This window comes from Pseudomonas sp. B21-023 (assembly GCF_024749165.1).
Taxonomy (GTDB): domain Bacteria; phylum Pseudomonadota; class Gammaproteobacteria; order Pseudomonadales; family Pseudomonadaceae; genus Aquipseudomonas.
The window spans coordinates 2,298,380-2,311,203 of record NZ_CP087190.1 but is presented as its reverse complement, the minus strand read 5'-3'; the positions used below and the strand labels follow the sequence as shown (position 1 = coordinate 2,311,203).

The following is a 12,824-nucleotide window of genomic DNA, read 5'->3' as shown; positions in this document are numbered from 1 at the left end:
ACACAAGCGCCCCTATTACAGGGGCGCGTGTTGACAGGGAAGTTGATGCGGATCAGTCGGGAGACATTTCCAGGGCTGGAGGTGCCAGGAACCGGGATTCTTGGTCAATGGAAATCCTGCAAGAGCGGCTTTGACCGCTCCTGCAGAAGGCGTGGTTCACGCCTGCCCAGGCACCCGAGTTAGGGCTTCGCGAAAGCGCTGGGTACTGGCCAGCGCCAGCACCAGGCCGACAACCGCCACGCCGCCCCCCACCAGGCCGATATGCGCCACGCCCACCTGGCTGCTGACAATGCTGCCAAGCAACGCACCGCCACCGATACCGATGTTGTAGATACCGGAGAACAACGCCATGGCCACGTCGGTGGCATCCGAGGCAAGCTTGAGGGTCTTGGACTGCAAGGCCAGGCTGAAGCTCAGGATCGCCACGCCCCAGACCATGCTCAGGGCGGCGAACACCTGGAAATTGCCCGACAGCGGCAACAGCAGCAGCAGGCACGCGGCAAGCGCGCCGATGGCGCCCACCAGGAAGCCATGGGGGAAACGCTCGCTGTAGCGGCTGAACAACACCGAGCCGAACACGCCGGCACCGCCGTACAGCAACAGCAGCAACGTGGTGTGTTCGCCACTGATCCGTGCCACGTGCAGGGCGAAGGGTTCGATGTAGCTGTAGGCAGTGAACTGCGCGGTAATCACCAGGGTTACCAGCATGTAGGTGATCACCAGCGCCGGACGCTTGAACAGCACCGGCAGGCTGCGCAGCGAGCCGGAGTTCTGGCTCGGCAGCAGCGGCAGCGACTTCATCAGGCAGAGCATGGTCGCCAGCGCCACCCCGGCGATACACAGGAAGGTAATGCGCCAGCCCAGCGCCTCACCCACCACACGCCCCAGCGGGATGCCCATGACCATCGCCAGGGTGGTGCCGGTGGCCAGCAGGCCCAGCGCCTTGGCCTGCTGGCCGGGCGGCGCCACGCGCACCGCCAGCGACGCGGTGATGGCCCAGAACACAGCATGGGCCAGGGCGATGCCGATGCGGCTGACCAGCAGCATGGCGAAGCTCTGCGACAGCCACGACATCAAGTGGCTGACGATGAACACCAGGAACACCAGCAGCAGCAGGCGGCGGCGCTCGATGTTGCGGGTCACCAGCATCATCGGCAGCGAGGCCAGTGCCACCACCCAGGCGTAGATGGTCAGCATCAGGCCGACCTGTGCGGTAGTCATCTCGAAGCTGCGGCCGATATCGCTGAGCAGCGCCACCGGGACGAACTCGGTGGTATTGAAGATGAACGCCGCCAGCGCCAGGGCGATGACGCTCAGCCAACTGCCGCTGCCGGCGGTGGGAGGCATGGAGGTGGGGACGGGACCATTCATGTGAAGATGTTTTTCTCCGCGGACAAGGCAACAGGACGCGCATCGCCTGCCCAGGTTCCAGGCCGGTGACGCACGTTTTCTTATTGAAAGGATGTCCGGCATGGTACGCATCAAGGCCGAGCCTCACAACCGCGGGCGCGGACGGAGTACCATGCGCGCCTGCGTGCACCCTTTTGTCGCACATCACCTACCCTGCGGAACAAGGAGTTCGATCCGCCCATGGACAAGCAGCACCCCCAGCAGCAATGGCGCGAGGCGGTCATCGCCTATGCCGAGGCCATCAACCGCTATGTCGCGCAGGGCCGCGCGCAAGGCTGGGACGATCTGGAGGAACCACAGGCGCCGGCCACCGAGCACCTGCTTGACGCCTGGCAGGCGGCGCTGCTGGCCATAAACCGCCCGGGCACCGACGAACAGCAACGCCAGTTGTTCCGCGAAGCCTGGCCCCCGGCGCATCTGCCGCTGTTGCCATTGCTCGACGAACAGGCCCAGGGCATCGGCAACCTGCTGCTGCTCGACGACGGCAGCCTGCTGGTGCGCATCGGCATGCCGTTCGAGCGCGGCCAGGTGCTGCGCCTCGACGACCAGGGCGTCACCCCGGTGATCGGTGTCGAGCACTTCGGGCGCTGCCCAGGGCGGCGCTACTTCGCCCTGGGCAACGCCGAGGGGGTACGCGTGACCGATGGCTGGGGTGGCCCGCAAGTGGCGCGGCTGGCCTGGCCCCATGGTCTGGAAGGGTTACCGGCGGGTTACCCGTTCGACCCCTTCGACCTGCCGCCGACGCCCACTGCGCTGCTGCCCTTCCCCGATGGCCAGCGGGTCCTGCTGGTCAGCAGCGACGGCATCTTCGTGCTTGCCGCCGCTGGTGCCACGCGGCTGCTGCCACGCGAGGACGATATTCTCGAGGAGCTGCGCCAGGGCACTGACCCGGACGACATCGCCCTGGGCCTGACGATGGCACATGCCGCGCTGTCACCGGACGGCAGGCTGGTCGCCCTGGGCGAACAATGCGGCCGTCACCTGGTGCTCGACGAGCAGTTCAGGCGCATCGCAGAGGTCGGCCCGGCCAGCGAGTACCCGCACTTCGCGCTGTTCAACCGCCGGGGCGACCAGCTGATCCTCAATGCCTGCCACTTCTATCAGGGCGGCACCGTCGGCGTGCGGTTGGCCGACCTGCCGGGGCTGGATACCGGTTTCTACAGCAATGACCCGCGCACGCCACTGCTGCAGGACGGCGCAAGGGTCTACGCCGGGGTGGCCCGCGATGGCGAATACATCGTCGGTGACGCCCATGGCTACCTGCGCGCCTTCGGCGAGGACGGCCACGAGCACTGGCAGCACTATCTTGGTTCGACCATCAGCGCCATGGACATCAGCGCCGACGGCCGCACCCTGGTGGTGGCCAGCCATGCCGGGTTCATTTCGCAGATCGCCCTGGACCGTGGCCGACCGCAGTGGCAGATCGGCACGGGGGCGCATGGCGAGGTGCGCCGCTGGTTGTGCTGGAAAGGGTTCGACCGGCCGCTGGCCTGGTAGGTCGCTGGCGCGGGCCTGCGGCAACGAATCCGTCTCAGGAAGCCGCCGACGCCCGCGCGCCTTCCTCGACCCGCGCGGCATAACGCTGCGCCAGCACCGCGCAGACCATCAGCTGGATCTGGTGGAACAGCATCAACGGCAGGATCATCGCCCCAATGCCACCGCCGACGAACAGCACCTGGGCCATGGGCACGCCGGTTGCCAGGCTCTTCTTGGACCCTGCGAAGAGAATGGTGATGCGGTCCTCGACATTGAAGCCCAGCAGCCGCCCGAGCAGCCGCGTGCCGAGCAGCACCACCGCCAGCAGGATCCCGCACACGGCGAACAGGCCCGCCAGGTGCTGCGGCGACACCGTGTGCCACAACCCGGTCACCACCGCCTCGCTGAAGGCGGTGTACACCACCAGCAGGATCGAGCCCTGATCCACCAGTTTCAGCCAGCGCGCATTGCGCTGGACCCAGGCACCGATCCAGCGGCGGGCGACCTGTCCGGCGACGAAGGGCACCAACAACTGCAGGGTGATCTTCAGCACCGCGTCCAGCCCGGAGCCGGTGTCGCCCGAGGCGCCCAGCAACATCACCACCAGCAGCGGCGTGAGGAAGATCCCCAGCAGGCTCGAGGCCGCCGCGCTGCAGATCGCCGCAGGCACGTTGCCACGGGCCAGCGAGGTAAAGGCGATGGCCGACTGCACCGTGGCCGGCAAGGCGCACAGGTAGAGCACGCCCAGGTACAGCTCATTGCCCACCAGCGGCACGAACAGCGGCTTGAACGCCAGCCCCAGCAGCGGGAACAGCACGAAGGTGCAGGAGAACACCAGCAGGTGCAGGCGCCAGTGGCCGGCACCGGCGATGATCGCCTCGCGCGATAGCTTGGCGCCGTGCAGGAAGAACAGCAGGCCGATGGCCAGGTTGGTCAGCCAGCCGAACAGCACCGCGCCCTCGCCGGAACACGGCAGCACGGTGGCGATGAACACCACCCCGAGCAGGGCCAGGGTGAAGTTGTCGAACAGCATGCGCAAATATCTCATCACAGGTTCCGTCTTGTCTTTGTGCAAGCCTGGACGATAAGGTCTCGGCATTTCTGCCGCTAACGCCGGAACCCCTGCCAGTGTCGCCCAACGGACAACCCGGCGGCTGAATCACGAAAAGGAACCTTGCACCATGAAACGTCCCCCGCACCTGCTGCTGGCCACTGCCCTGACGCTGGCCGCGCCACCACTGTTGGCAGGCGACCTGCAGCACAGCGTCGATGGCGTCATCCAGCCGCTGATGCGCGAGCACGGCATCGCCGGCATGGCCGTGGCAGTGTATGCCAATGGCCAATCGCATTATTTCAACTACGGCCTGGCCGACAAGGCCCGCGGCCAGGCAGTGACCCGCGATACGTTGTTCGAGGTCGGCTCGGTGAGCAAGACCTACACCGCCACCCTCGCCGCCCTGGCCAGCGCCGAGGGCAAGCTCGACCTCGCGGCGCCCGCCAGCCGCTACCAGCCCGCCCTGGCCAAGGCGCCGATCGGCAGCGCCAGTGTGCTTGAGCTGGGCGCCTACAGCGGCGACTGCCTGCCGCTGCAGTTTCCCGACGAGGTGCAAACGCCTGAGCAGACCCTGGCCTGGTTGCAGCACTGGCAACGCCGCGCCGAACCCGGCACCCAGCGCTGCTACTCGAACCCCAGCCTGGGCCTGTTCGGCGACCTGGCGGCGCGTGCGCAACAGCGGCCATTCGCCGAGCTGATGACCCAGGGGCTGCTGCCTCGGTTGGGCCTCGAGCATACCTACCTGGAAGTACCGGCCAACCTCCGGGGCCTCTATGCCCAGGGCTACGACGCCAAGGACAAGCCTGTGCGAGTCAGCCCGGGCCCTTACGCCGAGCAGGCCTACGGCATCAAGACCAGCGCCAGCGACCTGTTGCGCTATGTCCAGTTGCAACTGCAACCGGCCGCGCTCGACCCTGCCCTACGCCAGGCCATCGCCATCACACAGGCCGGCTACTTCCAGGTCGGCGCCATGACCCAGGGCCTGGGCTGGGAGCGCTACCCCTACCCGGTCAACCTCGACACCCTGTTGGAATACAACGGCGCAAAGATCATCCGCGGAGAAAACCCGATAAAGGCGTTGAACCCGGCGCTGCCCGCCGAGCCTGCCGCCTGGTACAACAAAACCGGCGCAACCAGCGGTTTTGGCGCCTACGTGGCATTCGTGCCGTCGAAACAGATGGGCATCGTACTGCTGGCCAACCGCAACTACCCCAACGAGGAGCGGGTACGTGTCGCGCAACGCATCCTCTCAAGCCTGGAGCCATGACGGCCGATTCCCGACGCCGGCGAACGGACTCGACAGACACAACGAAGAGGATTGTCCGACAAGATGTAGTGACTAAAAATAATCACTACAAAACGGTTGACGCCCTTCCCGCGCCTTGGGCATGATGAGGCCGTCTCCCTGATCGGGAGCGGTGGCAAGGGTGTTCCAGACGGCCTGCGCGGTAACGCAGGCCGTCCGTGGAGAGGGAAACTGCCCAGAAGGCAGCGTGAGAAAGCCCCTGTTGCGAAGCTGCTGTAGCAGCCTTGGTTAGCGCGCTACATGGTGTGGCGCCAATGTGAACTTCAGACGAACTTCACCAACGAATGTGAGTAATGGGGGCTTTATGATGAACTTGAACAACAATCCAACCATCGACCAACTGGCCCAGCTGTTCGCCGCGCGCAAGGACAGCCTCGACGACCACCTGCTGTGGGTCAGCCAATCCGGCGAGGTCCGCCTGGATCGCCTGCCGCCGAACACGGTCGAAGACGAGTTCGAATCGCACATGCCCAGCATGCGCGCCCGTTTCAAGGTCTACCGCCGTGGCCAGGGCTACGTCGGCAAGAAGGCCGCCGCCGACACCTCCTTCGTCGGTCGCGTACTCGAGACCCTGCAACAAGAATGGCCGACCGCCCGTGAGCGGCAGGCAATCAAGGTGATCGACGCGTTGAATTGATCCCGCGGCTTTACACCGTTTCTTGAGCCCGGCCCGACAAAGGCCGGGCTTTTTCATGCCTGGCGCCTGCGCGGCATCGCTTCGGGCAGCGGCAAGGCGCCCGTGGCCAGGGCGCGGGCACGGTCAACGCCCCACACCAGGGCCCGTGTCATGGTTTCGCCCGGACGCGAGGGGTAGTACTCCTCCAGCAGTGCCTTGCCGTCGCGGGCGTACAGCCCGAGAAACAGCTGCGTGGCGCCAACCCTGGACAGGCGCACCTGCACATCGATGCTGGTGCCGTCGCTCAACTCCTCGTCATGGCTGCGGCTGTGCAACTGCGCATCGGCCCATTGCCAGTAGGTCTCTTCCCTGATTCGCATTGAAGTCGATACTCCGTGTCTGAAATGCCGCGCAAGAAAAGCACAGCCTCAAGCCGGCGGCGAGGGGGACGCACCGATACCATGAGCGGGATCAAGAAATGACGGAAAATGCGTGCCGTTGGGCGGTTTTGCAGTGTTCGGACAAACATGATCTCGGGGCAAGCCCGCCCCCACAGATTTCTAGCAAGGTCTGTGGGAGCAGGCTTGCCCCGCTAATGTGCTGTTTCACTTTTTCGACGGGACACGCGGCGTGAACCGCCCCTTCTTGGCCCGTTGCAGGTGCGCCGGCTGCAATTGCTCCGACTCGTCCAGGGTCATGTTGGCAAAGCCCAGGCGCAAGGCCGCTTGCCCGCAGCGCACCTGGCTGTTGATCGGAAACGCATCGTTCAGGTCTTCAAAAAAAGATTCGCTCATGCCCTGACTCCCTCCAATGGCGACCGTGCCGGCAGGCAATGCACCTGCCTAGTGAAGCAGCGGCCCGTTGAAGTGAGACTAGCCGGTCATTTGCAGACCAGCCGGGCAAAACCTCCTTGCCCGACCAGTGGCAACTGGCCTTACTTCAACCGCACCGCCGTACCGGTGGCGAATACCACGACCATGCCGCCCTGCACCGACGGCATGCTGATCTCGAAGTCCACGCCTACCACCGCATCGGCTTGCAACTGCCGTGCCCGCGCCACAAGCTCCTCGGTGGCCTGCTCGCGGGCCAGCTTCAGCGCGCTCTCCAGGGTCTGCGAACGGCCACCGAAGAAGTCGCGAAAGCGTGCGAAGAAATCGCGCACGAAGTTGATCCCCTGCACCGATTCGGCGCTGACCACACCGAGGTATTCGGCAACGGGGCGGCCTTCGAGCTGGCTGGTGGTGCTGATGATCATGGGTGAAGCTCCTGGAACAAGACAAAAAGAGCACGATCCTAACAAATCCACTGCAGCCAAATTACACAAGCAACTTCTTGAATAATGATTTTCCGGCTCCTAGACTCCCAACGCAGGATCACGCAAGGAGCCTTCATGACCGCCATCCCCGAACAGCCCCCCGCACGCTGGAGCGAACTGCTCAGCGGCGGCAACGCGCTGCGCTCGATCGCCCTGGCCGGCGGGGTCGCCCTGCACGCCGTCAATGTCTATATCGTCACCACGCTGCTGCCCACGGTGATCGACGAAATCGGCGGGTTGGCCTTCTATGCCTGGAACACCACCTTGTTCGTGGTGGCCTCAATCATCGGCTCCACCCTTTCCACCCGCCTGCTGGCCCGCGGTGGGCCACGGGTCGCCTACCTGCTGGCACTGCTGGTGTTCACCCTCGGTTCGGCAGTGTGCGCAATGGCCACCAGCATGCCGCTGCTGCTGATCGGGCGCAGCGTGCAAGGCCTGGGCGGTGGCATCCTGTTCGCCTTGAGCTATGCACTGATCCACCTGGTGTTCGAGAGCCGCCTGTGGCCCCGCGCCATGGCCCTGGTCTCGGCGATGTGGGGGGTGGCCACGCTGTGCGGCCCCGCCGTGGGCGGTGTGTTCGCCGAGGGCGGGCACTGGCGCTGGGCATTCTGGTCGCTACTGCCGGTGGCCGCCGCCCTGGCGCTGATCGTCTGCCTGCGCCTGCCGGCGCGCCAGGCGCTGGACGACAATGGCGCACGCCCGGCCTATGGCCTGATCGCCTGCCTGGTGGCCTCGGTGTTGGCGATCTGCGCGGCCAGCCTGGCCGACTCACTGTGGGTCAATCTGGCCGGGATCGTCGCCGGGCTGGCCATCGCCGCGCTGATCGCCCGCCTCGATCCCCGTGCCCGTCACCACCTGCTGCCCACCGGCGCCTACAGTCTCAGGCAACCGATGGGCGCGCTGTTCGCCATGATGTGCCTGCTGGTGGCGGCCATCACCACCGAGATCTATGTGCCCTATTTCCTGCAGCGCATCCATGGCTTCGGCCCCCTGGCCGCAGGCTACCTGACGGCCGTGATGGCCGCCGGCTGGACGGTCGGCGCCCTGGCCAGCGCCGGGCGTGACCGCGATGGCGGCGCCTGGCAGATCCGCTGCGGCCCGCTGCTGGTGGTCCTGGCGCTACTGGCCCTGGCTCTGCTGACACCCGCCGTGACGTGGGTGGCCAGCACGCCGGGCCTGGCCGTGTTTGCCCTGGCCCTGGCCGGCGTGGGCCTGGGCATCGGCCTGGGCTGGCCGCACTTGCTTACCCGCGTGCTGCAAGCGGCGCGCCCCGGCGAGGAAAACCTCGCTTCGGCCTCGATCACCACCGTGCAGCTGTATGCCACCGCGCTGGCCGCGGCCCTGGCCGGCCTGGTAGCCAACAGCGCCGGGCTGGTCGAGCCCGGTGGCGTCGAGGGCGCGCGCCGGGCGGCATTGTGGCTGTTCGCCGTATTCGCCTGCGCACCGCTGCTGGCCCTGCCATTGGCGCTGCGCCTCACCTCTGAACGCAAGGAGTGACCATGAAGGAATCCAAGGAAGTCTACGAGCGCATCAGCGAGCAGTTCGAAGACTTCACCAGCCACGCCAGCCAGCGCGGGGTCGAGGTCGACACCTTTCGCTACATGGCCGGCGAAGTGATCGGCGAGGAGATCCTCGACCTGGCCTGCGGCCATGGTTTCTTCAGCCGCCGCCTGAAGGACTGGGGCGCGGCGCGGGTGCATGGGGTGGACATCTCGCCGAGCATGATCTATCAGGCGCGCCAGGCCAACGACGGCATCGCCTACGAAGTGCGCGACGTGGCGCAGATGGGCCGCATCGGCCAGTACGACAAGGTCACCGCCGCCTGGTTGTTCAACTACGCCAGCAGCGTCGAGGAGCTGCGTCGCATGTTCGAAAGCGTCGCCCTCAACCTCAAGCCGTTCGGTCAGCTGATTGCCTACACTGCCAATCCGTCCTTCAACCTGGCCCGCGGCAACTTCACCGAGTACGGCATCCACGTACTGGACGAACAGCCGGTCGAAGGTGGCTTCCGCTGCCAGGGACAGTTCATGAGCACGCCGCCGGCGGATTTTACTTACTACCGCTGGCACAAGGCTGTCTACGAGCAAGCCGCCCATGACGTGGGGCTGCGCAATGTGCGCTGGATCGCCCCGCTGATCAGCGGCATCCGCAAGAAGGCGCATCCGCCGGGGTATTGGGACCTGTTCGAGCAGAACAGCCTGCAGGTCGGATTGATCTGCAGCCGCTGAGATCACTGGCGCCGCTAACGCGACGCATCGCCGGCAAGCCCACACCGATCGCGTCAACCTCAAGCCATGCGCCATCCTGTGGGAACGGGCTTGCCAGCGATGGGACGCACAAGGCGTCCCCGCTCAGACCTGTACCAGCCACTCATCCACCAGCCCTTGGCGCGCCAGAGCCTCGCACCACGCCGGCTGCGCCTCGACCTGGACTTCATTGCAGTCGAGCTCGTACAACGCTTGCAACACCCGCCGCGCATCGACATCCTCGATCACCTGGCAGCGCGCTCGGGCATAGCGCCCGTCACGTGTCGCCTGCGCCGCATGCAGCACCAGCGTCGGTGCAAGGCCATCCAGCACCTTGGCCGAGGCAGGGCAATCGAGCCCCTGATCGACCACCACCCGCAACGGAGTCACCGGCTCGACTCGCTGTGCCGGTACCTGCGCCAGCAACGACGGGTCGCAGGCCTTGACCCAGTCACAGGTGGTCAACAACGCCGACGCCCTGCCCCGCCAGTGCTCCAGCGGCGCCTGCTCGTCGCAATGGCTGAGCATCGCGCCCTCACCCATCGCGCCGATGGCCAGCGCCGCCGGCCGCAACACCCGCACCCAGGGGCGCTGGCGCTCGATGCGCGAGAAAAACCCGCGATTGAGTGCTCGCGCCGTGGGACAGGGCATGGCCTCGACCGCGATGCCCGCTTCGCGCAGCCGAACCGCACCGATGCTCTGCGACGCATCGGCACTGGCCGTGACCACCCGGCGCACCCCGGCGGCCACCAGGGCATCGGCACACGGCGGGGTGCGCCCATGGTGACCACAAGGTTCGAGCGTCACATAGGCGGTGGCCCCCCGCGCCGCCGGGCCTGCCTCCTGCAAGGCGTGTACCTCGGCATGGGCGTGGCCGGCGCGCTGGTGCCAGCCGCGCCCCACCACCTGGCCATCGTTGACGATCACGCAGCCGACGCGCGGGTTGGGCATGGTGCTGTACAGGCCCTGGCTGGCAAGCGCCAGGGCCATGTCCAGGTAATGGCGGTCGAGCGCACTCACGTGCGGACCAGCGCCAGCAGATAGCGGGCCTCGCCATGCTGACGCTCGATCACCTCCAGGCCCTGCCAGGTGAAGCCGTGGGCCTCCAGTGTCTGGCGGATGCCATCGTCGGTGAAGAAATAGCCCTGGCGCTGGTTGTCCATTTCCCGCCACCCCGCCTCGGGGTGGGCATCATCAACCCCGAACACGTTCAGCCCCACCAAGGCGCCGGGGCGCAGCAGCCGGCGCACATGGGCCAGGTAAGGGCCCCATTCATCCGGGTGCTGGTGGTGGAAGCAGCCGTTGTCCAGGGCCGCGTCGAACACCGTTCCCGGCGCCGGTTGCCAGTCCTGCATGGCCTTGTTCACCAGGTCCAGGCGATCGCCCCAACGCTTGCGCAGCAACGGCCAGCTGGAGTTCTCGACGATATCCAGCCCGGTGACGCGGTGCCCGGCGAGGATAAAGGTGGAGGCGTCGCGGCCGCGACCCACGCCGATATCCAGCACATGCTGGTCGCCCTGCGGGTCGAGCCGTTCAAGGAAGGCCTGGGCCGCCTGGATCATGCCGACATCCCACGACCACTCGTCCTCGCCATGGCTGTAGCGGTGCACGAACGAGGTGTCGAGGGCCTTGCGGTAGTCGCCCTGGGGCATGAAGTCGCTTGCTTGCTTGCTCATCGTGCTGCTCCTTCAGGATGCCAGGCGGGCGTCGATGCCGTAGATGCGCCCGTCATAGGAACTGGCCAGGAACGCATCGCTGGCCGCGTCATGGGTCAGGCAGGAAATGCCGCTGGCGGTGGGTCGCTGCACCGGCAGCCAGCGCCGCGAGGCCAGGTCGAACAGCGCCACGGTACCGTTGTAGGCGGCGGTGGCGATCACCCGGCCATCGCTGGAGGCAGCGATGCATTTGATCGAGTGCTGGTGCGGCGAATCGAACACCTCGTCGCCGGTCTCCAGCCACAGGCGCAACTTGAGGTCGCGGCCGATGCTGGCGAAACCGCCGGTGATCGGGCAGCAGCCGTTGGAAATGCGGGTGTGCGCCGCCTCGATGTGCCGCACGCAGCTGAAGTCGGCGATGCTGTGCAACGCGGCGTCGGCCGAGGCGCAGACGCTGAACAGGTGACGCTCGTCGGCGGCCACGCCCTTGATCGCGTTGTCGTGCATGGGGATCGACGCCACCAGGCGCAGGCCGCCCTTGCCGTCATGGCCGAACACCAGGCCTTCGCCGGTGTAGGTGCCGATCAGCGCCAGGTCCTCGCCCTGCTTGACGAAGGTGGCGCCACAGTTGAGCGGCGAACGGTGCTGGTAGAGCATGCGCCCGGACAGGCCATCGAACACCTGGCCCATCTGACCACCGGTCAGCAGCAGCGGCCCGAACGGCAGGAGGAAGTTGCACAGGCTGCCGACACAGGTCACCGGCTGGTCGTCACGGTGCAGGATACCGGCGTCGCCGATGCTGTACTGGCGCTCTTCGCTGCGCACCACGGCATTGATGCTCACCGCCGGCTCGATGCCCGATACCTGCCACTGGTCCTGCTCGTAGTTCCAGGTGGCGTAGCGCGAGCCGAAGGTGGCGAACACCAGTTGCTCGTCGCCGACGAAGGCGCAGCTGCGTGGCCAGACGATGCTCGGCAGCGCGGTGCTGCGGCGCTTGACCAGGTTGCGCCCGGCGTCGAAGGTCCAGAGTATCGCCGAGCGATCGTAGCTCAGGCTCACCAGCAGGCGTTTGTCGTCGTTCCAGACAATGCGCTTGATCCCTGCGGCATGGGCCGGCACGGTCTGCACCTGGCCGTCGGCGATGATCGAGATGCGCCCCTCGTCATCGCCGGCGAACACCACGCCTTCGCGGGTGATGGCGATGGTATCGGTTTCCACGCCGCCGATGTCCACCTCGTCGCATTGCTGGCCGCTGTGGGTGTCCCACTGGCGCACGGTGCCGTCATCGCTGCTGGAGATCAGGCGCTGGCCATCCGGCGACCAGACCACCGAGATCACGTCGGCCTGGTGGCCATGGAATGCCTGCAGCTGCACGCCATCGAGGTCGAAGATGCGCAGCACGTGGTCACGCGAGCAGGTCGCCACACGCTGGCTGTCAGGCGAGAACACCGCCATCTCGACGTCGTCGTTGTGCCCCTGCAACACGGCCTTCAGGCGCATGCTCGGCACTTCCCAGATACGCGCGGTGTAGTCGCTGCTGGCGCTGACCAGGTGCTTGCCGTCGCTGCTGAAGGCGCACTGGTTGGCCAGGTGGTCATGGTGCACACGGTGGATCGGCTCGCCGGTGGCGGCGTTCCACAGGATCACCTGATTGTCGTAGCCTGCGGTGGCGACGAAGTGCGCGGCATGGGCGGCGATACCGCTGATAGGGCCAATGTGTTTCATCGAAAGATCCTTTTTCGCTGG

At 66.3% G+C, this 12,824-nt stretch carries 13 protein-coding genes; 5 read left to right on the top strand and 8 right to left on the bottom strand.

Annotated elements, in window-relative coordinates; all coding sequences use genetic code 11:
* Nucleotides 1–156: 156 nt before the first annotated feature.
* The gene (locus LOY42_RS10585; RefSeq protein ID WP_102685047.1) at nucleotides 157–1,371 is read right to left on the bottom strand and encodes a sugar transporter; all 1,215 of its coding nucleotides are present in this window, start codon (nucleotides 1,369–1,371) and stop codon (nucleotides 157–159) included.
* A 219-nt stretch (nucleotides 1,372–1,590) separates the two neighbouring features.
* Between LOY42_RS10585 and LOY42_RS10580 the strand changes: the two genes are divergently transcribed.
* Nucleotides 1,591–2,907, top strand: coding sequence for a hypothetical protein (locus LOY42_RS10580; protein ID WP_258600547.1), 1,317 nt, complete (start codon nucleotides 1,591–1,593; stop codon nucleotides 2,905–2,907).
* Between the two features lie 34 nt (nucleotides 2,908–2,941).
* On the opposite strand, the gene LOY42_RS10575 is transcribed toward LOY42_RS10580, so the two are convergent.
* Complete coding sequence (locus LOY42_RS10575; RefSeq protein ID WP_258600545.1) at nucleotides 2,942–3,934, bottom strand: bile acid:sodium symporter family protein; 993 nt, start codon at nucleotides 3,932–3,934, stop codon at nucleotides 2,942–2,944.
* Nucleotides 3,935–4,067: 133 nt separating this feature from the next.
* Between LOY42_RS10575 and ampC the strand changes: the two genes are divergently transcribed.
* A complete protein-coding gene (ampC, locus tag LOY42_RS10570) occupies nucleotides 4,068–5,207 on the top strand; it encodes a class C beta-lactamase (protein WP_258600544.1) in 1,140 nt (379 codons plus the stop codon).
* A 343-nt stretch (nucleotides 5,208–5,550) separates the two neighbouring features.
* Complete coding sequence (locus LOY42_RS10565; RefSeq protein WP_046855208.1) at nucleotides 5,551–5,883, top strand: hypothetical protein; 333 nt, start codon at nucleotides 5,551–5,553, stop codon at nucleotides 5,881–5,883.
* Nucleotides 5,884–5,936: 53 nt separating this feature from the next.
* Here LOY42_RS10565 and LOY42_RS10560 read toward each other — a convergent pair whose 3' ends face one another.
* The 3 genes from LOY42_RS10560 to LOY42_RS10550 all read right to left on the bottom strand — a co-directional run bounded on the left by LOY42_RS10560 (nucleotide 5,937) and on the right by LOY42_RS10550 (nucleotide 7,117).
* The gene (locus tag LOY42_RS10560) at nucleotides 5,937–6,242 is read right to left on the bottom strand and encodes a hypothetical protein (RefSeq protein WP_139670384.1); all 306 of its coding nucleotides are present in this window, start codon (nucleotides 6,240–6,242) and stop codon (nucleotides 5,937–5,939) included.
* Between the two features lie 225 nt (nucleotides 6,243–6,467).
* Nucleotides 6,468–6,656 (bottom strand): hypothetical protein, encoded by a 189-nt coding sequence (locus LOY42_RS10555; protein ID WP_023632482.1) that lies wholly within the window; start codon nucleotides 6,654–6,656, stop codon nucleotides 6,468–6,470.
* A gap of 140 nt (nucleotides 6,657–6,796) precedes the next feature.
* Nucleotides 6,797–7,117, bottom strand: a complete 321-nt coding sequence (locus tag LOY42_RS10550; RefSeq protein WP_023632483.1) for a YbjQ family protein — start codon at nucleotides 7,115–7,117, stop codon at nucleotides 6,797–6,799.
* Between the two features lie 135 nt (nucleotides 7,118–7,252).
* On the opposite strand from LOY42_RS10550, the gene LOY42_RS10545 reads away from it, so the two are divergent.
* Together LOY42_RS10545 and LOY42_RS10540 are read left to right on the top strand one after the other, a co-directional pair.
* Complete coding sequence (locus LOY42_RS10545; RefSeq protein WP_139670382.1) at nucleotides 7,253–8,674, top strand: MFS transporter; 1,422 nt, start codon at nucleotides 7,253–7,255, stop codon at nucleotides 8,672–8,674.
* A gap of 2 nt (nucleotides 8,675–8,676) precedes the next feature.
* Entirely contained in the window at nucleotides 8,677–9,405 is a 729-nt protein-coding gene (locus tag LOY42_RS10540; RefSeq protein WP_258600541.1) for a trans-aconitate 2-methyltransferase, read from the top strand.
* Between the two features lie 123 nt (nucleotides 9,406–9,528).
* On the opposite strand, the gene ribD is transcribed toward LOY42_RS10540, so the two are convergent.
* The 3 genes from ribD to LOY42_RS10525 are packed head-to-tail and all read right to left on the bottom strand — an operon-like array spanning nucleotide 9,529 to nucleotide 12,803.
* Nucleotides 9,529–10,443, bottom strand: coding sequence for a bifunctional diaminohydroxyphosphoribosylaminopyrimidine deaminase/5-amino-6-(5-phosphoribosylamino)uracil reductase RibD (gene ribD, locus LOY42_RS10535; RefSeq protein ID WP_139670379.1), 915 nt, complete (start codon nucleotides 10,441–10,443; stop codon nucleotides 9,529–9,531).
* On the bottom strand, nucleotides 10,440–11,099 hold the full coding sequence (locus tag LOY42_RS10530) for a cyclopropane-fatty-acyl-phospholipid synthase family protein (RefSeq protein ID WP_102685056.1): 660 nt from the start codon (nucleotides 11,097–11,099) through the stop codon (nucleotides 10,440–10,442). The genes ribD and LOY42_RS10530 overlap by 4 nt, the downstream gene beginning before the upstream one ends.
* 12 nt (nucleotides 11,100–11,111) lie before the next feature.
* On the bottom strand, nucleotides 11,112–12,803 hold the full coding sequence (locus tag LOY42_RS10525) for a WD40 repeat domain-containing protein (protein WP_139670377.1): 1,692 nt from the start codon (nucleotides 12,801–12,803) through the stop codon (nucleotides 11,112–11,114).
* Nucleotides 12,804–12,824: the final 21 nt, after the last annotated feature.